Source organism: Pantoea sp. X-Soil-YNGN-775 (genome assembly GCF_059730575.1).
Genome location: NZ_AP035945.1, coordinates 4,167,501 through 4,193,457 on the forward strand (window position 1 = coordinate 4,167,501; position 25,957 = coordinate 4,193,457).

At 55.4% G+C, this 25,957-nt stretch carries 25 protein-coding genes; 18 read left to right on the forward strand and 7 right to left on the reverse strand.

The window, feature by feature from the left end; all coding sequences use genetic code 11:
- Positions 1 to 112: 112 nt before the first annotated feature.
- The 3 genes from coaBC to slmA all read left to right on the forward strand — a co-directional run bounded on the left by coaBC (position 113) and on the right by slmA (position 2,481).
- Entirely contained in the window at positions 113 to 1,330 is a 1,218-nt protein-coding gene (gene coaBC, locus AC6I8I_RS19605) for a bifunctional phosphopantothenoylcysteine decarboxylase/phosphopantothenate--cysteine ligase CoaBC (protein WP_497820698.1), read from the forward strand.
- Positions 1,308 to 1,766, forward strand: coding sequence for a dUTP diphosphatase (dut, locus tag AC6I8I_RS19610; RefSeq protein WP_031375149.1), 459 nt, complete (start codon positions 1,308 to 1,310; stop codon positions 1,764 to 1,766). The genes coaBC and dut overlap by 23 nt, the downstream gene beginning before the upstream one ends.
- A 118-nt stretch (positions 1,767 to 1,884) precedes the next feature.
- Positions 1,885 to 2,481: a nucleoid occlusion factor SlmA gene (slmA, locus tag AC6I8I_RS19615; protein WP_312055944.1), complete on the forward strand. Its 597-nt coding sequence runs from the start codon at positions 1,885 to 1,887 to the stop codon at positions 2,479 to 2,481.
- A gap of 31 nt (positions 2,482 to 2,512) precedes the next feature.
- Here the strand turns inward: slmA and pyrE are convergent, their stop codons facing one another.
- Complete coding sequence (gene pyrE / locus AC6I8I_RS19620) at positions 2,513 to 3,154, reverse strand: orotate phosphoribosyltransferase (RefSeq protein WP_497828206.1); 642 nt, start codon at positions 3,152 to 3,154, stop codon at positions 2,513 to 2,515.
- Positions 3,155 to 3,203: 49 nt separating this feature from the next.
- A complete protein-coding gene (gene rph, locus AC6I8I_RS19625) occupies positions 3,204 to 3,920 on the reverse strand; it encodes a ribonuclease PH (protein WP_003851334.1) in 717 nt (238 codons plus the stop codon).
- 148 nt (positions 3,921 to 4,068) lie between these two features.
- Between rph and AC6I8I_RS19630 the strand changes: the two genes are divergently transcribed.
- Complete coding sequence (locus AC6I8I_RS19630; RefSeq protein WP_497820622.1) at positions 4,069 to 5,253, forward strand: NupC/NupG family nucleoside CNT transporter; 1,185 nt, start codon at positions 4,069 to 4,071, stop codon at positions 5,251 to 5,253.
- 36 nt (positions 5,254 to 5,289) lie between these two features.
- Here AC6I8I_RS19630 and AC6I8I_RS19635 read toward each other — a convergent pair whose 3' ends face one another.
- Complete coding sequence (locus AC6I8I_RS19635) at positions 5,290 to 5,715, reverse strand: DUF3574 domain-containing protein (RefSeq protein WP_312055941.1); 426 nt, start codon at positions 5,713 to 5,715, stop codon at positions 5,290 to 5,292.
- 157 nt (positions 5,716 to 5,872) lie between these two features.
- Here AC6I8I_RS19635 and AC6I8I_RS19640 point away from each other — a divergent pair, with 157 nt between their 5' ends.
- The 7 genes from AC6I8I_RS19640 to AC6I8I_RS19670 all read left to right on the forward strand — a co-directional run bounded on the left by AC6I8I_RS19640 (position 5,873) and on the right by AC6I8I_RS19670 (position 12,570).
- The gene (locus AC6I8I_RS19640) at positions 5,873 to 6,736 is read left to right on the forward strand and encodes a YicC/YloC family endoribonuclease (RefSeq protein ID WP_031375155.1); all 864 of its coding nucleotides are present in this window, start codon (positions 5,873 to 5,875) and stop codon (positions 6,734 to 6,736) included.
- Positions 6,737 to 7,156: 420 nt separating this feature from the next.
- Positions 7,157 to 8,080: a kdo(2)-lipid IV(A) palmitoleoyltransferase gene (gene lpxP, locus AC6I8I_RS19645; protein ID WP_312055940.1), complete on the forward strand. Its 924-nt coding sequence runs from the start codon at positions 7,157 to 7,159 to the stop codon at positions 8,078 to 8,080.
- A gap of 190 nt (positions 8,081 to 8,270) precedes the next feature.
- Positions 8,271 to 9,413: an alanine racemase gene (locus tag AC6I8I_RS19650; protein WP_312055939.1), complete on the forward strand. Its 1,143-nt coding sequence runs from the start codon at positions 8,271 to 8,273 to the stop codon at positions 9,411 to 9,413.
- 137 nt (positions 9,414 to 9,550) lie between these two features.
- Complete coding sequence (locus AC6I8I_RS19655; RefSeq protein ID WP_312760469.1) at positions 9,551 to 9,946, forward strand: polyketide cyclase; 396 nt, start codon at positions 9,551 to 9,553, stop codon at positions 9,944 to 9,946.
- Positions 9,947 to 10,380: 434 nt separating this feature from the next.
- Positions 10,381 to 10,647 (forward strand): hypothetical protein, encoded by a 267-nt coding sequence (locus AC6I8I_RS19660; protein WP_031375158.1) that lies wholly within the window; start codon positions 10,381 to 10,383, stop codon positions 10,645 to 10,647.
- A gap of 80 nt (positions 10,648 to 10,727) precedes the next feature.
- Positions 10,728 to 11,372 carry an oligosaccharide flippase family protein gene (locus AC6I8I_RS19665; RefSeq protein WP_312055937.1) on the forward strand — a complete coding sequence of 215 codons (645 nt, stop codon included), beginning with the start codon at positions 10,728 to 10,730 and terminating at the stop codon, positions 11,370 to 11,372.
- 580 nt (positions 11,373 to 11,952) lie between these two features.
- Positions 11,953 to 12,570 (forward strand): trimeric intracellular cation channel family protein, encoded by a 618-nt coding sequence (locus AC6I8I_RS19670; RefSeq protein WP_312055936.1) that lies wholly within the window; start codon positions 11,953 to 11,955, stop codon positions 12,568 to 12,570.
- Here the strand turns inward: AC6I8I_RS19670 and ligB are convergent.
- Entirely contained in the window at positions 12,508 to 14,253 is a 1,746-nt protein-coding gene (ligB, locus tag AC6I8I_RS19675) for an NAD-dependent DNA ligase LigB (protein ID WP_312055935.1), read from the reverse strand. The genes AC6I8I_RS19670 and ligB overlap by 63 nt on opposite strands.
- A 240-nt stretch (positions 14,254 to 14,493) precedes the next feature.
- Here ligB and gmk point away from each other — a divergent pair, with 240 nt between their 5' ends.
- The 7 genes from gmk to AC6I8I_RS19710 all read left to right on the forward strand — a co-directional run bounded on the left by gmk (position 14,494) and on the right by AC6I8I_RS19710 (position 23,614).
- Positions 14,494 to 15,117, forward strand: a complete 624-nt coding sequence (gene gmk / locus AC6I8I_RS19680; protein ID WP_312055934.1) for a guanylate kinase — start codon at positions 14,494 to 14,496, stop codon at positions 15,115 to 15,117.
- A gap of 54 nt (positions 15,118 to 15,171) precedes the next feature.
- Positions 15,172 to 15,447: a DNA-directed RNA polymerase subunit omega gene (gene rpoZ / locus AC6I8I_RS19685; protein WP_003851346.1), complete on the forward strand. Its 276-nt coding sequence runs from the start codon at positions 15,172 to 15,174 to the stop codon at positions 15,445 to 15,447.
- A 20-nt stretch (positions 15,448 to 15,467) separates the two neighbouring features.
- A complete protein-coding gene (gene spoT / locus AC6I8I_RS19690) occupies positions 15,468 to 17,573 on the forward strand; it encodes a bifunctional GTP diphosphokinase/guanosine-3',5'-bis pyrophosphate 3'-pyrophosphohydrolase (RefSeq protein WP_312055933.1) in 2,106 nt (701 codons plus the stop codon).
- A gap of 3 nt (positions 17,574 to 17,576) precedes the next feature.
- A complete protein-coding gene (gene trmH, locus AC6I8I_RS19695) occupies positions 17,577 to 18,278 on the forward strand; it encodes a tRNA (guanosine(18)-2'-O)-methyltransferase TrmH (protein WP_312760464.1) in 702 nt (233 codons plus the stop codon).
- On the forward strand, positions 18,275 to 20,353 hold the full coding sequence (recG, locus tag AC6I8I_RS19700) for an ATP-dependent DNA helicase RecG (RefSeq protein WP_031375165.1): 2,079 nt from the start codon (positions 18,275 to 18,277) through the stop codon (positions 20,351 to 20,353). Before trmH ends, recG begins: the two co-directional genes overlap by 4 nt.
- An 89-nt stretch (positions 20,354 to 20,442) precedes the next feature.
- The gene (locus AC6I8I_RS19705) at positions 20,443 to 21,816 is read left to right on the forward strand and encodes a nucleobase:cation symporter-2 family protein (protein ID WP_312055931.1); all 1,374 of its coding nucleotides are present in this window, start codon (positions 20,443 to 20,445) and stop codon (positions 21,814 to 21,816) included.
- A gap of 118 nt (positions 21,817 to 21,934) precedes the next feature.
- Entirely contained in the window at positions 21,935 to 23,614 is a 1,680-nt protein-coding gene (locus AC6I8I_RS19710; protein WP_497828207.1) for an AsmA family protein, read from the forward strand.
- Positions 23,615 to 23,646: 32 nt separating this feature from the next.
- Here AC6I8I_RS19710 and fabY read toward each other — a convergent pair whose 3' ends face one another.
- From fabY to AC6I8I_RS19725, 3 genes are read right to left on the reverse strand one after another with little or no spacing between them, the layout of a single operon-like run.
- On the reverse strand, positions 23,647 to 24,594 hold the full coding sequence (gene fabY / locus AC6I8I_RS19715) for a fatty acid biosynthesis protein FabY (RefSeq protein ID WP_046289509.1): 948 nt from the start codon (positions 24,592 to 24,594) through the stop codon (positions 23,647 to 23,649).
- Positions 24,595 to 24,653: 59 nt separating this feature from the next.
- Entirely contained in the window at positions 24,654 to 25,091 is a 438-nt protein-coding gene (dtd, locus tag AC6I8I_RS19720; protein WP_031375168.1) for a D-aminoacyl-tRNA deacylase, read from the reverse strand.
- Positions 25,088 to 25,957: a virulence factor BrkB family protein gene (locus AC6I8I_RS19725; RefSeq protein WP_312055929.1), complete on the reverse strand. Its 870-nt coding sequence runs from the start codon at positions 25,955 to 25,957 to the stop codon at positions 25,088 to 25,090. Before AC6I8I_RS19725 ends, dtd begins: the two co-directional genes overlap by 4 nt.

Below are 25,957 nucleotides of genomic sequence, written 5' to 3' on the forward strand. Positions count from 1 at the left end.
TACGAGATGGCTCGCAAACGCAGGCAGTGAAAAGGCGCGTCACGGCTTTTGTGATAAAGTCCGTGCATTCGCCGCGGCAGGCGGCAGACAGTTTAGTGAGGCCAACATCATGATGGGATTAGCCGGTAAAAAAATTCTTCTTGGCGTGAGTGGCGGGATTGCCGCCTACAAAGCACCTGAGCTGGTGCGGCGCCTGCGCGATCGCGGCGCCGATGTCCGCGTGATGATGACGGACGGAGCTAAAGCGTTTATTACGCCGCTCAGCCTGCAGGCGGTTTCCGGTTACCCGGTATTTAACGATCTGCTCGACCCGGCGGCAGAAGCGGCAATGGGGCATATTGAACTGGCTAAATGGGCGGATTTAATTGTGCTGGCCCCGGCAACCGCCGACCTGATTGCCCGGATTACCGCTGGCATGGCCAACGATCTGGTGACCACTGCGGTACTGGCTACCGCATCGCCGGTTGCGGTGGTGCCGGCGATGAATCAGCAGATGTACCGTGCAGCAGTAACCCAGCAAAATCTGCAGGCGCTGCAGCAGCGCGGCATCCTGATTTGGGGGCCTGACAGCGGCAGCCAGGCCTGTGGCGACGTCGGGCCGGGCCGGATGCTCGATCCGCTGGCGATTGTCGACCATGCGGTACAGTGGGCTACTCCCGTCAACGATCTGCAACATCTCAACATTATGATTACCGCCGGCCCTACCCGTGAGGCATTGGATCCGGTGCGCTACATCTCTAATCACAGCTCCGGCAAGATGGGCTTTGCTATTGCGGCCGCAGCGGCCCGACGCGGTGCCAACGTTACGCTGATCAGCGGGCCGGTGACGCTACCTGCACCTGCGGGGGTAAAACGGGTCGATGTCATCAGTGCGCTGGAGATGCAGGCGGCGGTGATGGGCGAGATAGACAAACAACATATTTTCATTGCAAGCGCAGCCGTGGCAGACTACCGGGCAGCCGACATTGCGGCCGAAAAAATCAAGAAACAGGGCGGCGATGATAACGTCACGCTGCAACTGATAAAGAATCCCGATATTGTTGCCGGCGTCGCCGCGTTACAGGAGCATCGGCCTTTCGTGGTTGGATTTGCTGCTGAAACCCGGAATGTGGAAGAATACGCCCGGCAAAAACGGGTGCGCAAGAATCTGGACCTGATCTGCGCTAACGACGTTGCTAAAGCCGGACAAGGGTTCAATAGCGACACCAATGCTCTTCACCTTTTTTGGCAGGATGGAGAAAAACGCTTACCGCTTAGCGATAAGTCTCTCCTTGGCCAACAATTATTAGACGAGATTGTCAGCCGTTATGATGAAAAAAATAGACGTTAAAATCCTTGATGCGCGCGTCGGCAAAGAATTTCCGCTGCCGACCTACGCCACCTCGGGTTCCGCTGGGTTAGATTTACGTGCCTGCATCGACGATGTTCTCGACATCGCCCCAGGCACCACCACGCTGGTTCCTACCGGCCTGGCGATTCACATTGCCGATCCTGATCTGGCTGCGGTCATCCTGCCGCGCTCGGGCCTCGGCCATAAACACGGCATCGTGCTGGGTAATCTGGTGGGACTGATCGACTCGGATTATCAGGGACAGTTGATGGTTTCAGTATGGAACCGTGGTCAGGAAAGCTTCTCGCTGCAGCCGGGCGACCGCATGGCACAGCTGGTTTTTGTCCCGGTGGTGCAGGCCGAGTTTAATCTGGTGGAAGACTTCGACGCCAGCTTGCGCGGCGAAGGCGGCTTCGGTCACTCAGGCCGTCAATAACCAACGCTACCGACTTTCACTTACGCCAATTATTTTTTCTCATCGCCATGAGACGTGTGCTTGTGGCAGATGCGTAGGTGTTGCCTGTTCAAGGTGAATTTCAGGGGTCTTTAAGGTCATGGCAGAAAAAAAAGTCGCGAAGCGAAATCGTCGCGAAGAGATTTTGCAGGCGCTGGCGCAAATGCTGGAGTCGGGTGATGGCAGCCAACGAATTACCACTGCCAAACTGGCAGCCACAGTCGGCGTGTCAGAAGCGGCGCTCTATCGTCACTTCCCCAGTAAAACACGGATGTTCGACAGCCTGATTGAGTTTATCGAAGACAGTCTGATTACCCGCATCAATCTGATCCTGAAAGATGAGAAAGAGACCATGACGCGCCTGCGTCTGATCGTGCAATTGATTCTGGGATTTGGTGAGCGTAATCCGGGGCTGACGCGTATTCTGACCGGCCATGCGCTGATGTTTGAGCAGGACCGCCTGCAGGGCCGCATCAATCAACTGTTTGAGCGGATTGAAGTGCAGCTGCGCCAGGTGATGCGTGAGCGCAAAATGCGTGAAGGTGAAGGCTTTCAGTCTGACGAGACGCTGCTGGCGAGCCAGCTGCTGGCGTTTTGTGAAGGTTTACTGTCGCGCTATGTCCGCTCGGAGTTTCGCTTTAGTCCGACCGCAGACTTTGAGGCTCGCTGGCCGCTGATTGCTGCCCAGCTGGTATAACAAGAAGGCGGGCATCACGCCCGCCTTCTGTTTAAATGCCGTAGGCTTTTTGATACGCCCGCACCTGGGCTAAATGATCCGCCATCTCAGGCTTCTCTTCCAGCCAGGCAATCAGGTCTGCCAGCGTTATAATCGCGGTCACTTTGCAGCCGTAATCACGTTCCACTTCCTGAATCGCCGACATGTCACCGCGTCCGCGCTCCTGACGATCAAGCGAAACCAGCACGCCAGCCAGCGTCGCGTTGTGCGCACCGATGATATCCATTGACTCACGAATCGCGGTGCCCGCGGTGATCACATCATCCACCAGCATCACTTTGCCCTGCAGGGGACTGCCAACCAGTAATCCGCCCTCACCGTGGTCTTTGGCCTCTTTACGGTTAAAACAGTAAGGCACATCGCGGTCGTGGTGATCGGCCAGCGAGACCGCCGTGGTGGTCGCAATCGGAATACCTTTGTAGGCCGGGCCGAACAGCAGGTCGAAATCGACGCCGCCATCCACCAGTGCCTGCGCGTAGAAGCGTCCCAGCAGCGCTAAATCCCGTCCGCTGTTAAACAGACCGGCGTTAAAGAAATAGGGGCTTTTACGCCCGGACTTTAAAGTGAACTCACCGAACTTCAGCACCTGCTTGTTCAGGGCGAATTCAATAAACTGACGCTGCCAGGCTTTCATTTCTCACTCCTCAAATAAAGAAAAGGCGACTCTGTGGTCGCCTGTTACATCAATTTTCCAGGGCTGCTTTCTGCGCCTGAATTAACTCTTCAATTCCACCGCGTGCCAGCGCCAGTAGCGTCAGCAGCTCTTCATGGCTGAACGGCTCACCTTCGGCAGTGCCTTGTACCTCAATCATGCGGCCATCTTCCATCATCACCACGTTCATGTCGGTCTCTGCTGCGGAGTCTTCAACGTATTCCAGATCGCACAGCGCTTCGCCCTTAACGATACCGACCGAAATGGCCGCCACCATCCCTTTCATCGGGTTAGCTTTCAGCTTGCCGCTGGCGACCAGCTTGTTCAGCGCATCGGCCAGCGCCACGCAGGCACCGGTGATAGAGGCGGTGCGGGTGCCACCATCGGCCTGGATTACGTCGCAGTCGAGCGTAATGGTAAATTCACCCAGCGCTTTCAAATCCACCGCGGCGCGCAGCGAACGGGCGATCAGGCGCTGAATCTCCAGCGTACGTCCACCCTGCTTGCCCTTTGCGGCTTCACGCGCCATGCGGCTGTGGGTCGAACGCGGTAGCATGCCATACTCGGCGGTAACCCAGCCCTGGCCCTGGCCTTTAAGGAAACGCGGAACCCCTTCGTCTACCGAGGCAGTGCAGAGCACTTTGGTTTCACCGAATTCCACCAGAACGGAACCCTCTGCGTGTTTGGTGTAATTGCGGGTCAATGTGACTGGACGCACCTGTTGTGCGCTACGGCCTGCTGGACGCATGGGTAATCTCCGGCTTGCTAATGATTGGCTGCGCATTATACGGACTTCCTTGCCCGCTGTCTCTTGCGCTGGTCCGCCGCATCATCAGATGAAATTCCCGGCCGACTGTGGCTAAATGCGCGTTCCTTTCTCTCTGATTAAATAAATTATGGCCGCCATTCTTCATTTCCTGCTGGCGCTGGGGGTTATTTTCGCCCTGGCGCTACTGGTCAGTCATGACCGTAAACAGATTCGCCTGCGCTATATTGTTCAGCTGATTGTGGCAGAAGCCGCGCTCGGCTGGTTCTTTCTTCATTCAGCCAGTGGCCTGGCGCTGGTCGGATCGGTAGCGGGCTTTTTTGAAACCCTGCTCGGCTTTGCCGCACAGGGCACAGAATTCGTCTTTGGCGGGATGAGCAAACAGGGGCTGGCATTTATTTTCCTCGGCGTCCTCTGCCCGATTGTGTTTATTTCGGCCTTAATCGGCATATTGCAGCACTGGCGCATTCTGCCGCTGCTGATTCGGTTGGTCGGGACCCTGCTGTCGAAAATTAACGGCATGGGTAAGCTGGAATCCTTTAACGCCGTCAGCACGCTGATCCTTGGCCAGTCGGAAAACTTCATCGCGTATAAAGGTATTCTGGGCGATATTCCGCCGCGCCGGCTTTACACCATGGCGGCGACCGCAATGTCCACCGTCTCGCTGTCGATTGTTGGCGCGTACATGTCGATGATCGAAGCCAAATATGTGGTCGCGGCGCTGCTGCTTAATATGTTCAGCACCTTCATTATCCTGTCGATCATTAACCCGATGAAAAGCCAGGATCAGCAGCCCATTGCTCTCGATAAGCTGCATGAAGACCAAAGCTTCTTTGAGATGCTGGGCGAATACATTCTGGCTGGCTTTAAAGTGGCGATGATTATACTGGCAATGCTGATCGGCTTTATTGCGCTGATCGCGGCCGTGAATGCGCTGTTTGCCGCCGTGTTCGGCTACAGCTTCCAGCAGCTGCTCGGCTATCTGTTTTATCCGTTTGCCTGGTTGATTGGCATTCCGACTGCCGATGCGCTGCAGGCGGCCAGCATTATGGCAACCAAACTGGTGGCGAATGAGTTTGTGGCGATGATTGAGCTGCAGAAAGTCGCGTCAGGCATGAGCGCTCGCGGACTGGGTATTCTTTCGGTGTTTCTGGTCTCGTTCGCTAACGTCGCCTCTATCGGCATTGTAGCGGGTGCGATTAAGGGACTGAACGAGCAGCAGGGCAACGTGGTTTCACGTTTTGGCTGGAAGCTGGTGTACGGCTCGACGCTGGTAAGCCTGCTGTCAGCGGCCTTTGCCGGTCTGTTTATCTGATAATCAACGGCGGCCATCCTGCCGCCGTTTCTCGTCTCAGAACCCAACGCAGACGGGTGCATCAACCCGCATCACCGACTCCTGACCAAAGCGCTTTTTATATAGGCTGCGTAACGCCTCGATATTCGCGTTAGCCGCCGAATCAAAGCCGTGGATCAGCATCAGCGCTTTGCTGTTTTCACGCGCCAGCTGGCCATTGTCGCCCAGCCATTGCCCTTTAGCGTCATACACCGACAACCCGGCCCTGAAGCGCGGTGTCACCTCGTTATCCACGAAATTCATCCATTCGAGTGAACTCACTGTTCCCCCCTGTGGCTTGCTCAGACCAAACCATAACGTGGTCTGCATCATGACGTCACCGCCAGCGCAAATCGGCTGGGGTCTGGTTGACGGTGAAGGTGGCGCCTGACAACCCGCCAGCAACAGAGCCAGCGCAACGGGAACAGCAATAACGCGAAACATAGATCGGCATCCTCACTTAGTCGGCCAGCCATCATCATAAGTGCCCGTGGTACAAAGCGGAAATGATTCGTTATTTCGCCCTGAGACGCTTATGCCTGTTATGCCGTGGCTGCCCTCGCTATACTTCCCCTCATCTTTCCGAAAATGAGTACCGCTTATGATCCGCAGTATGACCGCTTATGCCCGCCGCGAAGCTAAAGGCGAATGGGGCAGCGCCGCCTGGGAGCTGCGTTCCGTGAACCAACGCTATCTGGAAACCTATATCCGTCTGCCGGAGCAGTTCCGCGGACTGGAGCCGGTGATCCGCGAGCGCATTCGCCAGCGTCTGACGCGCGGCAAGATTGAGTGCAATCTGCGTTATGATGCTGACCCCAGCGCGCAGGGCGAACTGATGCTGAACGAAGCGCTGGCGAAACAGCTGGTGCAGGCCGCTAACTGGGTGAAGATGCAAAGCGATGAAGGCGCGATTAATCCGCTGGATATCCTGCGCTGGCCGGGCGTGATGTCTGCTCAGGAGCAGGACCTGGACGTGATTAATCAGCAGTTATTGCAGGCGCTTGACGGCGCGCTGGATGATTTCATTGCGGCACGCGAAAGCGAAGGGACGGCACTGAAGGCGATGATTGAGCAGCGTCTGGAAGGCGTCTCCCAGGAAGTCAGCAAAGTCCGCGCGCAGATGCCGGAAGTGATTAAATGGCAGCGTGAACGTCTGGTCGCCAAACTGGAAGATGCTGAAGTGCAGCTGGAAAATAATCGCCTGGAGCAGGAACTGGTGATGATGGCGCAGCGTGTTGATGTCTCCGAAGAGCTGGATCGACTGGATGCTCACGTTAAAGAAACCTATAACATTCTGAAAAAGAAAGAGGCGGTTGGCCGTCGTCTGGACTTCATGATGCAGGAGTTTAATCGTGAGTCGAATACGCTGGCATCGAAGTCGATCAATGCAGAAATCACCACCTCCGCGATTGAGCTGAAGGTGCTGATTGAGCAGATGCGTGAGCAGATTCAGAATATCGAGTAACCTCCCTTAACAAAGCGCCCACCCAGGCGCTTTGTTCCCTCAATGGATTTCCCTTCACCGCTGGTTAGCAACGGCATACTGCCCGGACACTTTTTCAGCACTTCCCGCGTAAGAATTGCGTAAAGTTAGATAAATAATAATTTCCAGACTCTTCTGCAAAGCCAAAAATTCATAATTAAAATTTTGCTTACGCTTCGCTTAACCGACTGAATTTTATTAGCATTAATCTGAAAACTTCTTTTTTTTGACTGTTTTAACGCGGCACCATGAAACAGGTCAATCCTGTAGATTCCTGAGATTACCTGTCTTTCAAGGCACTTTTTGATAAAGTGTTGGTCGAAATCAGTACAGCTGTACCGCCTGGAGACTTATGGAAGTGCTCTTTATGCGATACATCCATTTATCTCATGAAGGTTAGTAATGAAAAACACCGGAAAATTTAGCAGTTCGCTGCTGCATCCGCGTTATTGGTTTACCTGGTTCGGCCTGGGAATACTCTGGCTGTTGGTTCAGCTTCCTTACCCTGTTCTTATGCGTCTTGGTGCCGGTGCCGGCAAAATTTCCCGCCATTTCCTGCAGCGCCGTGAGCGCATTACCCGTCGCAACATTGAACTTTGTTTCCCCGGTATCAGTGAAGAAAAAACTGAGCAGATGATCGCCGGCAACTTTGCCTCACTGGGCATGGCGCTGGCCGAAACCGGCATCGCCTGGTTCTGGTCCGATCGCGCGGTGAAACGCCTGTTTACCGTCTCCGGTATGGCAAATTTACACGCTGCGCAAAATGAAAAGCGCGGCGTGATGCTGATTGGCGTGCATTTTATGTCGCTGGAACTGGGCGGCCGCATTAGTGGACTGTGTCAGCCGATGATGGCGATGTACCGTCCACACAACAATCTGGCGATGGAGTATGTTCAGACCAAAGGCCGGATGCGCTCAAATAAAGCGATGATCGATCGTCGCGACCTGCGCGGAATGGTACATGCGCTGAAGCAGGGTGAGTCAGTGTGGTTTGCGCCCGATCAGGATTACGGCCCAAAAGGCAGTACCTTTGCCCCGCTGTTTGCCGTTGAGAAAGCAGCAACCACTAATGGCACTTTCGTGTTATCGCGTCTGGCTAAACCCGCAATGGTGCCGATTATGCTGATCCGTAATCCTGGCAACGATGGTTATCATTTGATTATCGAACCGATGCTGGAAAATTATCCTCACACCGACGAATCGGCGGCGGCGGCATATATGAATAAGGTGATCGAAAACCAGATTCTGCGCGCACCGGAACAGTATCTCTGGCTGCATCGTCGCTTTAAAACCCGTCCGCCGGGTGAAGCGTCACTCTACGTCTGAGACCGATCACCAAGCAGGCCACGCGCCTGCTTTGTTGTTTTATGCCACAGCCAACCTCCGCGCGCTTATCCCCTTCCCCCGCTTCTCACTGTATGACCTCCACGCCGTTAGCCTTGAATGACGCGCTGGCATCAGACCCCTGTTTGAGGAATGATGAATACTCACCCGCAAGCCAGAGTTGAAAGATCATATGGATATCAATACCGCTGAACAGTGGCAGCGCCCACTGATTGATGACCGCCTGACACCTTACATTGAAGTGGACGCAACGCGTCTGGAGCACAACCTGCAACAGATGCAGCGTAAAACAGATGCAGCCGGCGTCGCATTTCGTCCGCATATCAAAACCCACAAAAGCGTCTGGATTGCCCAGCGTCAGCTGGCATTAGGTGCCCAGGGCGTAACGGTTTCTAAACCGAGTGAAGGTGTCAGTTTTATTCGGGGCGGCATCCGTGATCTGCTGTTGGCCTACCCGGTTGTGCAGGCGCAGAGCGTGGCAGAATTACTGCGTCTGGCGGTGCAGCATCAGGCGAAAATCACCCTGATTACCGATACGCTACAGGGCGTTGAGGCTATCGCGGATGCCAGGCAACTGCAACCCGACAGCGACCTGTCAGTAGCGATCAAAGTTGACGTTGGATTACATCGTATCGGCGTTAACCCACATACCGATCAGGCCGTGGTGATTGCGCAGGCTCTGCGGCAGAAAGGGTTACGCTTTGCCGGACTGGTCTCTCATGCTGGCCACGCATATGGTGCCGGCAACCCTGCAGCCATCGCGGATATTGCCCGGCAGGAGGCGGCATTGATGCGGCAGCTACAGGCGACGCTTCAGGCTGCGGGTTTCACCGCCTGTCCAATCTCTGTCGGCTCAACTCCTACTGCACTGGCGACCGATATCGCTTCAGGCATTGATGAAATCCGTCCCGGCAATTATGCACTGCTGGATCTTACCGCCTGCCGCCTCGGCCTGAGCCAGGTCGACCAGTTAGCGCTGAGTGTTATCAGCCGGGTGGTGGCAGTAAACGAGCATTTCGCAATTATTGACGCTGGCTCGAAAATGCTAAGTTCAGATAAAGGACCGCACGGCACCAACGCCAGCGGGTTCGGCATCGCAGTTGATGCCATGGGCCAGACTTATGAGATCGCTAAACTGTCCGAAGAGCACGGTTTCCTGCTCTGTCCGCAGCAGCGTCCTGATGTTGGCAGCTTAGTGCGCATCTTCCCAAACCACAGCTGTGCGGTGATGGCGCAATCAGATACGTTTATCCTGCGTCATGAACAGGGTGATGCAGAGCAGCACGCCGTTTCTGCACGCGGCAATTTCATCTGATTTCATCGCAGGCAACAATCCACGTTGCCTGCGGTTTGTACGAAACCCTATCTACCCCACACTTCTGTCGTCACAATATTTTACCTGGCGTAGCCCCATGCTTTAATGCCCTTTTCCGCTACCTTGCCGGAGGTAACATGCTCTCATCTCGTACTCTGAGCCTGACGATTCCACGACACTGGTTAGATCTGTATGAAACCATCTGGAAACCCGAGTTCTTTCCAAAATGGGCATCCGGGTTAACCAGTAGCACCTTCGAACCTGATGGAAATCGCTGGCGCGCCAAAGGACCACAAGGCACGGTGAAGATTCGCTTCACTCCCCATAATCCGTTTGGCGTAATGGATCACTGGGTGGATACCGGTTTTGGCAAAGAGATTTATATGCCAATGCGGGTGATCGCTAACGAACAGGGAGCCGAAGTGGTGGTGACCGTCTACCGCCAGCCATTTACCTCAGAAGAAAAATTTATGCAGGATATTGAATGGGTTAGTAAAGATCTCGAAAAACTCAATCAACTGCTGACTCAGTAAATCAAGGAGTTAGCTGTTTTTTTCTGCTGTACTTTAGGCTGGTCGTTAATGAAAAAAAATACAAAAATATTGCGCCAAAAAGCATAAAGCCCTTAGCTGATTACCTGTACTGTTTATCACTCTATCAACAGTTATGCTTAAGCATTGTCATCAGGAAAACTCCTGGCCATGCGGCCTTCTTCTCCCTTGCAATGCCTGATTTCATGCTGGTTTTGCCAACACTGGCGTCACCCTTTGTCGCTGCTATACATTAATCCTTAACAAATATTTATTACGCAGTTGTCAGAGATTTAATATTTATCATGCATAGAGTGAAACCATTAATTCCTGCGGTCGCGTTATCAGAGTTTTCTTATGGTGTTAATTTAAATAAAACAATGTATAAATCACTCCACACACAGCAATACCCATAATGATAAAGCAGGAAAAAAGACATGGACCGCTCGACCTATCCTTTGTTATCAGAAAAAGAATTTGTTGAGATTGCCGGCAGGATGCTGGCAGGAGAATATAAAACTACAACAGGATTTATTCGTGATCTGGCGGACTTCTTATTAACAGCGGGAGATTCCGCCATGACACGAAACCGTGAATATTCCAGGGATATCTATTTTTTATCCGAGCATCATTTGATTGAATCAATAATAACATGGCAAGCCTGGCAAGGTATTTCAGGACTTCGGCCGGAAAAGTTGCACTAACTAACGGTGTCACAGCAACCTCATTGCCGTTACACAAATATTTAATTCTCACAGAGTACCTGTACTCTAACGAGCATATTATGGCAATACGTGAAAGCAATCTGAATAGCGCAAAATGGTCTCTCCTCTCTTCGATTAAGATTATTGGCATTGGCGTGTTGCAGCTTTCTTTACTGGCGCAAATTCTGCAGGCAAATGAACTGAACCTGCTGGCCATTGCAGTGCTGGCGTTACTGGCTATCGATACCCTGGCCGATCGGGGCTTCTCGAATACGATAATCCGCCGTTGTATGCTCTCTATCAACGATCTCTCGATCCTGTATTGGGGCAATATGTTGATGGGTGCGGCGGTGTTTGGTCTGTTATTTGTCAGCAGCCACTTGCTTAATCGGATGTTTGACCAGCCTGAACTGGCCTTAATGCTGGAGATGGCGTCTGTGGTGTTTATTATCATTCCGCAGGGTCAGCAGTACCGTGCAATTTTGCAACGTGAAAAGCAATATACCCGTATCGCATTTGCTGAGACCTCCTCGGTATTAGCCGGGCTGAGCGTCACCTTATTTACCGTCTGGCTGACGCCCTCAGTACTCTGCGCAATCTGGGGTTATCTGGCGATGGCATCGATTCGCATGCTGATTTATTGCTACTATGGTCGTTCATGGTTTCAGCCAGAATACCGTTTTAGCCTGAAAAAATTTTCTCAGATTCGTGCAAGAAACAAATAATAAAGCAAGTCTGTATGGTGGGCTCTGAGCATCCTCAGGGATGCGTTGGCGTGCTGTGAACCAGCACGCTTTTTCTTTTTAATTTTTCGCATTATTCTGATGCTGAAATAAACCGTTCTCTCTGACCTGCAGCACCACCAATCACATTATAAAATGCCTGCTCCCGCTTTCAGGCTTAAATAAATCTCGCTCATTCCGTTTTGTCGGATTCCCGCATTAAAAATGCAGGTCCGGTTACCGCTATTCTCAATCGCCGTAACCGGACGGATAACTGCCAGGTTGAATAAGGCAGATCTTCACTATTATTTCTCATCTGCAGGGTGCCAGAAACGATCTGGCGTCATCTGCCCGCCATCCAGAATTTAGCGGATCGCCAAGCGTAAAGCGTCAATTAGCGGATGTTTCTACTGAATTTTTCTTATCCATCATCAGTAATCACTCCTTCTAGTGAACTGATATTACTGCTTTTTAACGCTACATTCATAACCTCAGCTAATCCCAACTGCCTGACGCAATAAAATCTCAGTCGCCGTTTATTACGCTATACCTTAGCCTAGCCGCCGTCTAACTGGAGTCTGCTATGTTACTGACTGTTCTCTACATCATCGGCATCACTGCCGAAGCCATGACCGGTGCGCTGGCTGCGGGCCGCCGTAAAATGGATCTGTTCGGCGTCATCATCATTGCCTCAGTCACCGCGATTGGCGGCGGTTCAGTACGCGATATCCTGCTCGGTCACTATCCGCTGGGCTGGGTCAAACACCCTGAATACATCATGATTGTCGCCGCAGCCGCGGTGGTCACTACGTTTACTGCGCCTTTAATGACGCATCTGCGCAAAGTGTTCCTGGTGCTGGATGCGCTTGGGCTGGTGGTTTTCTCTATTATTGGCGCTCAGGTGGCGCTGGATTCCGGTCATGCAATGATTATCGCCGCCATCAGCGCCGTGATTACCGGCGTATTCGGTGGCGTACTGCGCGATATGTTCTGCAACCGCATTCCCCTGGTGTTTCAGAAAGAGCTGTACGCGGGTATCGCCTTCGCCTCAGGCTGGATGTACATCCTGCTGCTGAAAACCACACTGGCGCATGAAGCGGTGATCATCATTACGCTGCTGTTCGGGTTTTTTGCCCGTTTACTGGCGCTGCGTTTTCGCCTCGGCCTGCCAATTTTCAACTATCCCCACCCGGAACACTAAGGCGGCAGGGATGCCCTGCTGCTGCAGAAAGGCGATCAGTGATTGCAGCTCCGCATGGTGAAACTGGTCAACAAGGCGCTGAGCCAGCGTAGCACCGACGCCCGGTAAAGTTTGCCATGCCGCCGCATCCCGATGTATCAGGTCATCCCAGTGTTGATCGGGCAGTGCATCCACGGCTTTGCGGGGCAGCGAAACACCCAGTGCGCGGATCCAGCGGCGCAGCGGTTGCTGCCGGGTCAGATTGAAGCGGTGCCAGAGTTGGCCGGCACGTACAGAAGAGAGGCCTGCTGCTGTCGCGATCTGCTCCGGCGTTAAGATGAGCCAGGAGAACAGATGCGGCATGCTGCCGCTTTCCAGCAGCTTCAGCCAGGTATTGCGCTGCACGTCCGCAATATTCAGTACCGACTTTCGACTCAGCCAGTGCAGTTTCGCCAGCATCTGCTTCTGACAGCCGGCGCTGAAGCGATAACAGCTCAGCGAGGTAAAGCGCGTTTCGTCGGGTGGCTGCGGGTACTGACGTTCAGCCAGCCGCCAGATAACGCGATCCAGCCGGGGTATACCCTGGCCGGCCAGGCTCACAATCACCTGATCCCCCGCAATAACGTCGCTTTCCCGCCAGCGACGCAGTGAGCCAACATTTACCCGTCTGACCGTTTTATCATCCAACTGCACCGGCCGGAGATTCAGCACCACGGCAATTTTTCCGGTACGCCCAATCGGAAAATCGACCGACAGCACTTCGGTCGCAATCTCAGGCGGCTGGTATTTCCAGGCCACCGCCCATTCTCCCTCTCCGGGTCGCCAGTTTTTGCCAGCAGGTCGCGACGTCTGATGAATCACCACGCCGTCGGTCACAAACGGCAGCCCTCCATGAAACCAGCGCTCACGCCAGCTCGCGACCTGTTCTTCATCCCTGACCGGCTGACTCCACTGCGCGGCGATGCCCAGTCCCCACTGACTCAGCTGTGCCAGCCGATCGCGCATCTGCGCCGGACCGTCCGGCCATGCCCAGATAAAAATGTTGAGGCGCGATAACAGCGGAACAGGCTGGTTGCTCATCATCGCGCCAGCGACCTTTGAACGGGCATTTTTACCGCCGTCCTGCGCCTGGTGGTGATCGGTCATCGTCAGGAACAGTTCTCCCTGCAAAACAATCTCCGCGCGGTCGCTGTTTATTTGTTGGGGAATGGCAGGAATCAGGGCGGCTTTATTCAGCCACTCCTCACCGCGCAACCCATCGCCACGACTCAGCAGTGAAACCAGACGGCCATGACGATAGACCAGTGTCACCGCCAGCCCATCCACTTTGGGCTGGACCCACAAATCGTGGCGATCCTGCATCCAGTAGGCCACCGCCAGCTTGTCAGGCAGTTTTTTCACCCCGGTATGAGCGACAGGATGCAGATGCTCACCGCTATCAGGCAGCTGCGCCGTGTAACCGGCTTGTGGAGAACGGAAGCAATGCAGCCACTGGTTCAGGCGCGACTGCAGATTGTCGTAATCCGTATCGCTGACCGGACTGAGGCCCTGCCCATAATAAGCCTGATCCCAATGCTGAAGTTGCTGCTGCAGCTGGCCAATTTCGGTCGCCGCCCGCGCCGGCGTCCAGGCGGGGCACATCGCGCTGTAAGCGGGCATCACCGCAATCAAAAGAGCAACCAGCAACCCGCTAAATCCTTTCATGATGTGCCTCCTGACGTTTTGCGTCATTCAACACAGAGATGTGAGCCTCAGCCAGAGCCAGAGATTCAATCCGGAACAGATCGCCGCAAAATCCGTCACCCTTTACGCGCAGTCGACACTCATTTGCGCAGCAACACGCAAAAGTTTAGCCGCTGCCGCTGCGCAAACGCTGCGTGCTGACGGGAAGCTGTGTATACTGTGCAGGAAATCGACTCCGCTTTTAATCAATTCAAGAAAACCATGGCTCAAGGCACGCTCTATATTGTTTCTGCTCCCAGCGGCGCAGGTAAATCCAGCCTGATTCAGGCACTGTTAAAGACCCAGCCGTTATATGATACGCAGGTGTCTGTTTCGCACACCACCCGCGGCATGCGACCGGGTGAAACCCATGGTGAACACTACTTTTTTGTTGAAAAACATGAGTTTGAGAAGATGATTGCGGAAGACGCTTTCCTCGAACATGCCAAAGTTTTCGACAATTATTACGGCACCTCACGCCAGGCCATTGAGCAGGTTCTCTCGACCGGTGTTGACGTTTTTCTCGACATCGACTGGCAGGGCGCGCAGCAGATTCGCACCAAAATGCCCGGTGCGCGGAGTATTTTTGTTCTGCCGCCTTCGAAAGAAGAGCTCGATCGCCGTCTGCGCGGCCGTGGCCAGGATAGCGAAGAGGTGATCACCCGCCGCATGGCACAAGCCGTGGCGGAAATGAGTCACTACGCCGAATATGATTATTTAATTGTGAATGATGATTTTGATCTGGCGCTGTCCGATCTGAAAACCATTATTCGCGCAGAACGTCTGCGTATGGCGCGTCAGAAGGCGCGCCATGATGCTTTAATCAGCAAACTGTTGGCAGTCTGAATTCAGTTTCAGTATGATGCCCAGTCATTTCTTCATCTGTGGAGTAGCACACCTATGGCACGCGTAACCGTTCAGGACGCAGTAGAAAAAGTTGGTAATCGTTTTGACCTGGTGTTGGTCGCTGCACGTCGTGCACGTCAGATGCAGGTAGGCGGCAAAGATCCGCTGGTTCCGGAAGAGAACGATAAACCTACCGTTATCGCCCTGCGCGAAATCGAAGAAGGTTTGGTCACCAATCAGATTTTAGATGTGCGTGATCGTCAGGAACAGCAAGAGCAGGAAGCCGCTGAGTTACAGGCCGTTACCGCTATCGCTGAAGGTCGTCGTTAACAGCCACCTGCAGGTCACCCTTGTATCTGTTTGAAAGCCTCAATCAACTGATTGAAAAATACTTGCCAGAGGAGCATATCAAGCGCCTCCAGCAAGCTTACCTTGTCGCACGTGATGCCCACGAGGGACAGACACGCTCCAGCGGTGAGCCTTATATCACCCATCCGGTTGCCGTGGCCTGTATTCTGGCGGAAATGAAGCTCGACCATGAAACATTGATGGCTGCGCTGCTGCATGACGTGATCGAAGATACGCCCGCCACTTACCAGGATATGGAACAGCTGTTCGGTAAGAGCGTCGCGGAGCTGGTCGAAGGTGTTTCTAAGCTGGATAAGCTGAAATTCCGCGACAAGAAAGAGGCTCAGGCAGAGAACTTCCGCAAGATGATTATGGCGATGGTGCAGGATATCCGCGTCATTCTCATCAAGCTGGCTGACCGTACGCATAACATGCGCACCCTCGGCGCATTACGCCCGGATAAACGCCGCCGCATCGCGCTGGAAACGCTGGAAATTTACAGCCCTCTGGCGCATCGTCTGGGTATTCATCACCTTAAAACTGAACTCGAAGAGCTCGGTTTCGAAGCTCTCTATCCGAACCGTTATCGGGTGATTAAAGAGGTGGTGAAGGCGGCACGCGGTAACCGTAAAGAGATGATCCAGAAGATTCTTTCTGAGATTGATGGCCGTCTGCAGGAAGCGGGCATTCCCTGTCGCGTCAGCGGTCGTGAAAAGCATCTTTACTCGATCTACCGCAAAATGACGCTGAAAGAGCAGCGTTTTCACTCGATCATGGATATCTATGCCTTTCGCGTCATCGTGAAAGATCTGGATACCTGCTATCGCGTTCTGGGCCAGATGCACAGCTTATATAAGCCGCGTCCGGGCCGGGTCAAAGATTACATCGCCATCCCCAAAGCCAACGGCTATCAATCGCTCCATACCTCAATGATCGGCCCGCACGGCGTGCCGGTTGAAGTGCAGATTCGCACCGAGGATATGGATCAGATGGCGGAAATGGGGGTCGCTGCGCACTGGGCTTACAAACAGGCGGGCGAAAGTGGCACTACGGCACAGATTCGTGCCCAGCGCTGGCTGCAAAGCCTGCTGGAGCTGCAACAGAGCGCCGGCAGTTCGTTTGAATTTATTGAAAGTGTGAAGTCCGATCTCTTCCCTGATGAGATCTATGTCTTTACACCTGAAGGCCGCATCGTTGAGCTGCCGACAGGCGCCACGCCGGTGGATTTCGCTTATGCGGTTCACACTGATATTGGCCATGCCTGCGTCGGTGCTCGTGTCGATCGCCAACCTTATCCGCTGTCGCAGTCACTGACCAGCGGCCAGACGATTGAGATCATCACCGCACCGGGCGCCCGGCCTAATGCCGCCTGGCTTAACTTTGTCGTCAGCTCTAAAGCCCGCGCCAAAATCCGTCAGTTACTGAAAAACCTCAAACGCGAAGACTCGGTCAATCTGGGCCGTCGCCTGCTGAGCCATGCGCTGGGCGGTAGCCGTAAACTGGCTGAGATCCCGCCTGAGAATATCAGGCAGGAACTGGACCGCATGAAGCTGACCTCGCTGGACGATCTGCTGGCGGAGATTGGTCTCGGTAACGCGATGAGCGTGGTGGTGGCGAAAAATCTGCTGCAGGCTGACAGCAAAGCGGTCAGCAACAGCAAACGCGGCAAGCTGCCGATCAAGGGCGCTGATGGTGTGCTGATTACCTTCGCCAAATGCTGCCGACCGATTCCCGGCGATCCGATTGTTGCGCACGTCAGTCCCGGCAAAGGCCTGGTGGTGCACCACGAATCCTGCCGTAACATTCGCGGTTACCAGAAAGAGCCGGAGAAATTCATGCCGGTCGAATGGGACAAAGTGACTGAGCAGGAGTTTGTGGCGGAAATTAAGGTCGATATGTTTAACCATCAGGGTGCACTGGCCAACCTGACGGCGGCGATTAACACGGCCGGTTCTAACATTCAGAGCCTGAACACCGAAGAGCGCGATGGCCGGGTTTACAGCGCCTTTATCCGCCTCACCGCCCGCGATCGCGTCCATCTGGCCAACATCATGCGTAAAATTCGCGTGATGCCGGATGTGATCAAAGTTCACCGTAACCGTAATTAGTGCATGAACGATCAACGTTTTGCCCGAATTCAGGCGATGCTGGCGCTGCGCCAGCACGATCTCACGGTCTGCATGGAACAGGTGCATAAGCCGCACAACGTCTCTGCGGTGATCCGTACCGCCGATGCGGTGGGTATTCATGAAGTGCATGCGGTCTGGCCGAGCCAGCGGATGCGCACTCAGGCGTCTGCCTCTGCCGGCAGCAACAGCTGGGTAAAGGTAGTGACGCACCGCACCATCGGCGACGCAGTCGCAGAGCTTAAACAGCAGAAGATGCAGGTTTTAGCCACGCATCTGTCAGCTGACGCCGTCGATTTCCGCGAGATTGATTATACCCGTCCGACCTGCATCCTGATGGGCCAGGAAAAAACCGGTATTACCGATGAAGCCCTGGCGCTGGCCGATCAGCAGATTATCATTCCGATGGTCGGTATGGTGCAGTCGCTGAACGTCTCGGTGGCCTCCGCCCTGATCCTGTATGAAGCCCAGCGACAACGGCAGAATGCCGGCCTTTACCAGCGTAATTACAGCCTGCTGGATCAGGATGAGCAGCAGCGTCTGCTGTTCGAAGGCGGTTTCCCGGTGCTGGCGCGCGTCGCCAGGCAGAAAGGCTTGCCTTATCCGCACATCAACGCCGAAGGTGAAGTCGAGGCTGATGCCAGCTGGTGGGCCACCATGCAATCGACCGGTAAAAGTAAAAGATGAAAGGCCGTCTGCTGGATGCCATCCCGCTCAGTACCCTGACCGGCGTCGGTGCCAGCCAGGCAGCAAAGCTGGCCAAAATTGGCCTGCACACCATTCAGGATCTGCTGCTCCATCTCCCGCTGCGTTACGAAGATCGTACCCAACTCTACGCCATTGATGACCTGCTGCCCGGCATCTGGGCCACGGTAGAAGGTGAAGTGCTGCATTCCGACATCACCTTTGGTCGCCGCCGGATGATGGTGTGTCAGATCAGCGATGGCAGCGGCGTGCTGACTCTGCGCTTTTTCAACTTCAATGCCGGCATGAAAAACAGCCTGGCACCGGGGCGTCGCGTCACCGCCTACGGTGAGATCAAACGCGGCCAGCGCGGTGCCGAGATTATCCATCCTGAGTACCGTATCCAGGGCGAACACAGCAATGTGGCGCTGGAGGAGACGCTGACGCCGGTCTATCCCACCACCGAAGGCATCCGGCAGGCTACGCTGCGTAATCTTACCGATCAGGCGCTGACGCTGCTGGAGAGCTGCCCGATTGCCGAACTGCTGCCCCAGGAGCTGAGCGGCGGCTTAATCAGCCTGCCCGACGCGCTTCGCACGCTGCACCGTCCGCCACCCGATCTCAAGCTGAGCGAACTGGAGAGCGGTCGCCATCCGGCACAGCGGCGTCTGATTCTGGAAGAGCTGCTGGCGCATAATCTCAGCATGCTGGCGGTACGCGCCGGTGCGCAGCGCTATTACGCCTTGCCGATGCCGGCGCGCCATGACCTGAGCGATCGCTTGCTGGCGGCGCTGCCGTTCTCGCCCACCGGAGCGCAAAAGCGGGTGGTGGCAGAGATCGAGCATGACCTGGCCAATGACTTCCCGATGATGCGGCTGGTGCAGGGCGATGTCGGCTCCGGTAAAACGCTGGTGGCAGCATTATCTGCGCTGAACGTGATTGCGCACGGTAAACAGGTCGCCCTGATGGCCCCGACTGAATTGCTGGCTGAACAGCATGCCAGCAACTTCCGCCAGTGGTTTGCGCCGCTGGGCATCGAAGTCGGCTGGCTGGCTGGAAAACAGAAAGGAAAAGCGCGTCAGGCTCAGCAGGACGCCATTGCCAGCGGACAGGTTGCCATGGTGGTCGGCACCCATGCGCTGTTCCAGGAGCAGGTGCAGTTTAACGGTCTGGCGCTGGTGATTATCGATGAGCAACACCGTTTTGGCGTCCATCAGCGCCTGGCGCTGTGGGAAAAGGGCGAGGAGCAGGGTTTCCATCCGCATCAGTTGATCATGACCGCAACGCCAATCCCCCGCACCCTGGCGATGACCGCGTATGCCGATCTCGATACCTCGACGATTGACGAGCTGCCACCGGGCCGCACACCGGTTACCACCGTCGCCATTCCCGATACCCGACGTGATGAGATTATTGCGCGGGTCGAGCATGCCTGTCGCGAAGGCCGTCAGGCGTACTGGGTCTGTACGCTAATTGAAGAGTCGGACCTGCTGGAAGCGCAGGCGGCGGAAGCCAGCTGGGAAGCGCTCAAAACTGCACTGCCTGACCTCAATATCGGTCTGGTACACGGCCGGATGAAACCGGCTGAAAAGCAGGCGGTGATGCAGGCGTTTAAAGCCAATCAGCTGCAACTGCTGGTGGCGACCACGGTGATCGAAGTGGGCGTAGACGTACCTAATGCCAGCCTGATGATTATCGAGAACCCGGAGCGGTTAGGCCTGGCGCAGCTGCATCAGCTGCGCGGACGGGTTGGCCGTGGTGCGGTGGCCTCACATTGCGTGTTGCTTTATAAAGCGCCGCTGAGCAAAACCGCCCAGAAGCGGTTGCAGGTGTTACGTGACAGCAATGACGGCTTCGTGATTGCGCAGTTTGACCTGGAGATCCGCGGACCTGGCGAGCTGCTGGGTACCCGCCAGACCGGCAACGCCGAGTTCAAAGTGGCGGATTTACTGCGCGACCAGGCGATGGTGCCTGAAGTCCAGCGCGTGGCACGACATATCCACCAGCACTATCCCGAGCAGGCCAGCGCCCTGATTGAACGCTGGCTGCCGGAGAACACCCGTTACACCAATGTCTGACCGGCGTTTTTTATCCTTGCCGGGCAAACGATTGCTTTTAACCGGCGGATGATTACAATCGCCACACTTATTTTCGGGAACAGTAGAAGATGTCCACCAATCCGCAGCCAGATCAACCCTCTACCCGCCACAGTGAACTGATCTATCGTCTTGAAGATCGTCCACCGCTGCCGCAAACGCTGTTCGCCGCCGGCCAGCATCTGTTAGCCATGTTTGTAGCGGTGATCACTCCTGCTCTGCTGATTTGTCAGGCGCTGGGTTTGCCCGCTCAGGATACCCGGCACATCATCAGCATGTCGCTGTTCGCGTCGGGTGTGGCATCGATTCTGCAAATCAAAACCTGGGGTCCGGTGGGTTCAGGCCTGTTATCGATTCAGGGCACCAGCTTTAACTTCGTCACGCCGCTGATTATGGGCGGGATGGCGCTGAAAAATGGCGGTGCCGATGTGCCCACCATGATGGCGGCGCTGTTTGGCACCCTGATGGTTGCTTCCTGTACTGAGATGGTGCTGTCACGCGTTCTGCATCTGGCACGCCGGATTATTACGCCGCTGGTCTCCGGGATCGTGGTGATGATTATTGGCCTGTCGCTGATTCAGGTCGGACTGACGTCGATTGGCGGCGGCTTTAGCGCCATCGCCGACCACAGTTTTGGCGCACCGAAAAATCTGCTGCTGGCAGGCGCGGTGCTGCTGGTGATCGTGCTGCTGAATCGCCAGAAAAATCCCTATCTGCGCGTCGCCTCACTGGTGATCGCGATGGCGGTCGGCTATCTGCTGGCCTGGGCGCTGGATATGTTGCCCGCCACCAGCACGACAGCCGATCAACCGCTGATTGCGGTGCCGACGCCGCTTTACTACGGGCTGGGCTTCGACTGGAACCTGCTGATTCCATTGATGCTGGTGTTTATGGTGACCTCGCTGGAGACCATCGGCGACATTACCGCGACGTCGGATGTCTCCGAGCAGCCGGTGAGCGGTCCGCTCTACATGAAGCGTCTGAAGGGCGGCGTGCTGGCTAATGGCCTTAATTCCTGCGTGTCAGCGCTGTTCAATACGTTCCCTAACTCCTGCTTCGGCCAGAATAATGGCGTCATCCAGTTAACCGGCGTTGCCAGCCGCTACGTCGGCTTTGTGGTGGCGCTGATGCTGATTGTGCTGGGTCTGTTCCCGGCGGTCAGTGGACTGGTACAGCACATTCCTGAGCCGGTGCTGGGCGGTGCCACCATTGTGATGTTTGGCACCATCGCCGCCTCCGGCGTGCGCATCGTGTCGCGCGAGCCGCTTAACCGTCGCGCAATCATGATTATCGCGCTGTCGCTGGCGGCAGGACTGGGCGTATCGCAGCAGCCGCTGATCCTGCAATTTGCGCCTGAGTGGCTGAAAACCCTGCTCTCTTCCGGCATTGCGGCGGGCGGAATTACCGCTATTGTGCTGAACCTGATTTTTCCGCAGGAGAAATAAGGCTCATGACGGGCTTCGGCCCGTCTGCTATTTAGTCGGATTTACATCCAGGCTGTTGAGCTGTAACGGTAATTCAGGCATAACAACCTCTCACCGGATTTAACTCGGGAAGGATGCTATGAAATTTCTTGGAAAGTTTTTCCTCACCTTACTTTTGCTGCTGCTGTTCATCCTGGTGGTGATCTATGTGCTGCTGCAAACACAGTGGGGTGCAGGCTGGTTTAGCCGATGGGTGAGCGACAAAACGGAGTGGCATCTCTCCCTGAGTAAAATTGAACACAACTTCTCCTCACCCTCTCACGTCATTCTGGATGACTTCAGCTTTGGTCACGACGGGCAACCTGCGGTTCTGGTGGCGAAACGCGTCGATCTGGGTCTGGCGCTGGTGCAGTTCAGCGATCCGCTGCACTTCAGCAGCATCGAACTGCGTGACGGCGAAGTTAATCTGGCCAACCTGGCACCTTCAAGCGCGCTGCCGATTCAGGCTCAGCGCCTGCAACTCAACAACATGCGTATCGACAGTCCCAACAGTGCGCTGCCGCTGGTCGCACAGCAGGTGAACGGCGGTATTCTGCCGTGGAAACCCATCGCCAGCGATATGCTGGGCCGTGATGCCCGCTTCCAGATGAGTGCTGGCAGCATGACGCTGAATAAGGTGCCCGGCGAAAACGTGCTGATTCAGGGCAGCGTCTCGCAGGGGCGGATGGTTTTCAACAATGTCGGTGCCGACCTGGCGAGAGGCTCGATGACCGGTAACGGTGAGCGCGACGCGCAGGGTAACTGGAAAATTAACCAGCTGCGTCTGAATGATATTCGCCTGCAGACCGCCAGCAGCCTGAAAGCGTTTCTGCGAAATGCAGAGGCGGTGCCTTCGATTGCGATTACCCGGCTGGATGTTACCGATGCACGCCTGCAGGGGCCTGACTGGGCGGTGACCGACCTTGATCTGACCCTGCGCAATCTTAACTGGCAGGGCAATGACTGGCAGAGCAATGACGGTTCGCTGGCGCTGAACGCGAGTAACTTCATTAACGGCGGGCTGGAGCTTAATGATCCGATCGTCAACCTGGACTTTTCTCCGCAGGGTATCGCGCTGACGCAGTTCAGTTCACGCTGGGTTAATGGTGTAATTCGGGCAGACGGCGACTGGTCGCGCGCCGATAAACGCCTGACGCTGAAGTCCCTCGCCGTTGCCGGACTGGAATATACCCTGCCGCAGGACTGGCGCGATCGCTGGCAGGCAACCCTGCCTGACTGGCTCGACAGCGTGCTGGTGACGCGTTTCACCTCAAACCGTAATCTGATTATCGATATTAACCCGGCGTTTCCTTTCCAGCTGACGTCGCTGGATGGCAGCGGCGAGAACCTGTTGCTGGCTCGTCAGCATCAGTGGGGCATCTGGTCCGGTAAACTGAGCCTGAATGCGGCGGAATCGACCTTTAACCGCACCGACCTGCGCCATCCTTCTATTGCGCTGAGTGCTGACCCGCAGCAGATTCAGGTGACCGAGCTGAGCGCGTTCAGTGACAAAGGTTTGCTGGAAGGACGTGCGACGATCGGCCAGCAACCCGATCGTCCGCTGAAGTTACAGCTGACGGGCCGTGCCGTGCCGGTGAATGTGTTGCAGAACTGGGGATGGCCGGCGCTACCGTTAACCGGTGACAGCAACCTGCAGCTGCAGCTGAATGCCGCCTTAAAAGCCGGTCAGCCGCTGCGGCCGACCACCAATGGCAGTTTGTCGGTGACCACCGACAGCCAGCAGTTACAGCAGACCCTGCAGGCTGGTCAGGTGCGATAACAAAACAGGGCCGGTTTTACCGGCCCTGTTCATCAGTTAATCCGCGCGCCGGAACCGCCCTCTTCCAGCGGCCCGTCTGGATCGGCGGGCAGCACGATGTAAACCCCTTCAAACACCGCCCCGCGCTCTTCATCCCCGAACAGTTCAACTTCAAGCTGCACACGCGCTTTACGGCCGCGCGCCAGACGATCGAGATCGCCGCTCAACGAGCCAAGATCGGCGATGGCGCCCGGACGACCGCTGATCGGCTGGCTGTAACGAATATGCGCATCCGCCAGAATGATGGTGCCGCCGAGATGACGTTCACGCAGTAACAGCCAGATTAATCCCCAGCCAGTGAGCGTCGCCAGCGAGAACAGGCTGCCGGCGAACAGCGTCTGATGCGGATTCTGGTTGCCCGCTTCCGGCATGGTGGTGATAAATTTCTGGCCGGTATATTGCAGAATGCGCACCCCCATTTTTTCGCTTAGCGGGATATGCGCGTACCAGGCCTGCTGCAACTGACCGCACCAGTCGGCGCGATGCAGAATATCGTCGAGCGTCACCACCGGCTTGATCATCAGAAAATGGCGAACCGGCGTGGTCTGCGGAGCGGTAATTTCACCCTGGTTGACGTAGCCCAGCTTGGCGAAGAAGGCGACGGCATCTTCACGCGCACTACAGGTGACACGCTTGGCCCCTTCCTGACGTGCCACCGACTCCAGCGTCATCGCCACCAGCGTGCCCAGGCCTTTGCCCTGCACCGAGGGATGGACCGCCATAAAGCGAATCGCCGCTTCATTGTCGGCATTGATATACAGACGTCCTACCGCGACCGGCTGCCCTTGTTCATCCACCACCATCTGATGATGCGCTAAGGCATCCCAGGCATCCCGCTCGGAACCCTGCGGCTGGCGCAGCGGTTTTCGTAACATTTCCCAGCGGAACTGGTAATAGATATCCAGCTCTTCCGCCGTCTGGGGCACGCGAAGATGATACATAAAATGTTTCTCTCGTTCGGAGCTTGTGTGGCTTATCCCTTGCCGCTCGGCTGACGATCTCACACCTGCAACCAAAACGTTACAGGACCATCATTCACCAACGCGACCTGCATATCCGCAGCAAATCGGCCATTCTCAGTCGTGATGCCCTGCCGACGACAGCAGTCGCTGAAATACTCATACAGGCGTTCAGCTTCCGCCGGTTCCGCGCCGCCGGAAAACGAGGGACGCATCCCCTTTTGCGTATCCGCCGCCAGGGTAAACTGCGAAACCACCAGCACGCTGCCGCCTGCCTGTTTGACGCTCAGGTTCATTTTGCCCTGCTCATCACTGAAGATGCGATAACCCAGTACGCGTTCTGCGAGACGTTCCGCACGCTGTGCGTCATCGCCTTTTTCCACGCCCAGTAACACCAGTAATCCGGCACCGATTTCACCGGTCACCACGTGATCGACGCTGACGCTGGCGCGCTGCACGCGTTGAATCAATGCAATCATGTTTCCTCGCGTTCTTTTTCTCTGTGCTGTTGTTTTAACTGGCGATAGTCGGCTAATGCGACAGTAATTTCCGCGCCTAACAACACAATACACCAGGTCCAGTAGACCCAGAGGAACAAAATCGGGATCACGGCCAGTACGCCGTAGATCAGCTGATAAGAGGGGAACATAGTAACATAGAGCGCGAAAGCCTTTTTACCCAGCTCAAACAGCGCGCCCGCCACCAGCGCGCCAATCAACGCATCGCGCGGCGGCACCCGCTGAGTAGGAACGATACTGTAGAGCAGCCAGAAGGCGAACCAGGAGAGCAGTAACGGGAAGATGCGCAGTACCTGATCGACCAGGCTGGTCACGCCGGTGGCGTTTATCCAGCGCAGCGACAGCAGATAGGAACTGATGGCCAGACTGGCACCCGCCAGCAACGGGCCGAGCGTCAGGATCATCCAGTAAACCGCAAAAGAGTAGACCATCGGCCGCTTCTTATTGCTGCGCCAGATGGTATTGAGTGCGGTATCGACCGAATGCATCAGCAGCAGAGCCGTGACGATCAGGCCGACCGCACCGACCGCCGTCATCCGATTGACGTTGGCTACAAACTGCTCAAGGTAGCGCTGCAGCGTGTTACCCGCAGCCGGCATCAGGTTAGTAAAGATGAAGTGCTTTAACTGCACGCTGATATCGGAGAACACCGGAAACGCCGCAAACAGGGCGAAAACTACCGCAATCAGCGGCACCAGCGCCAGCAATGAGACGAAGGCCAGATTCCCGGCCTGGGTCGTCATGCCATCCTCATCAACCCGTTTCCACAGTAGTTTGAGCCACAGCCAGAACGCATGTAGCCCGGGACGAAATTTACGCGACGTCAT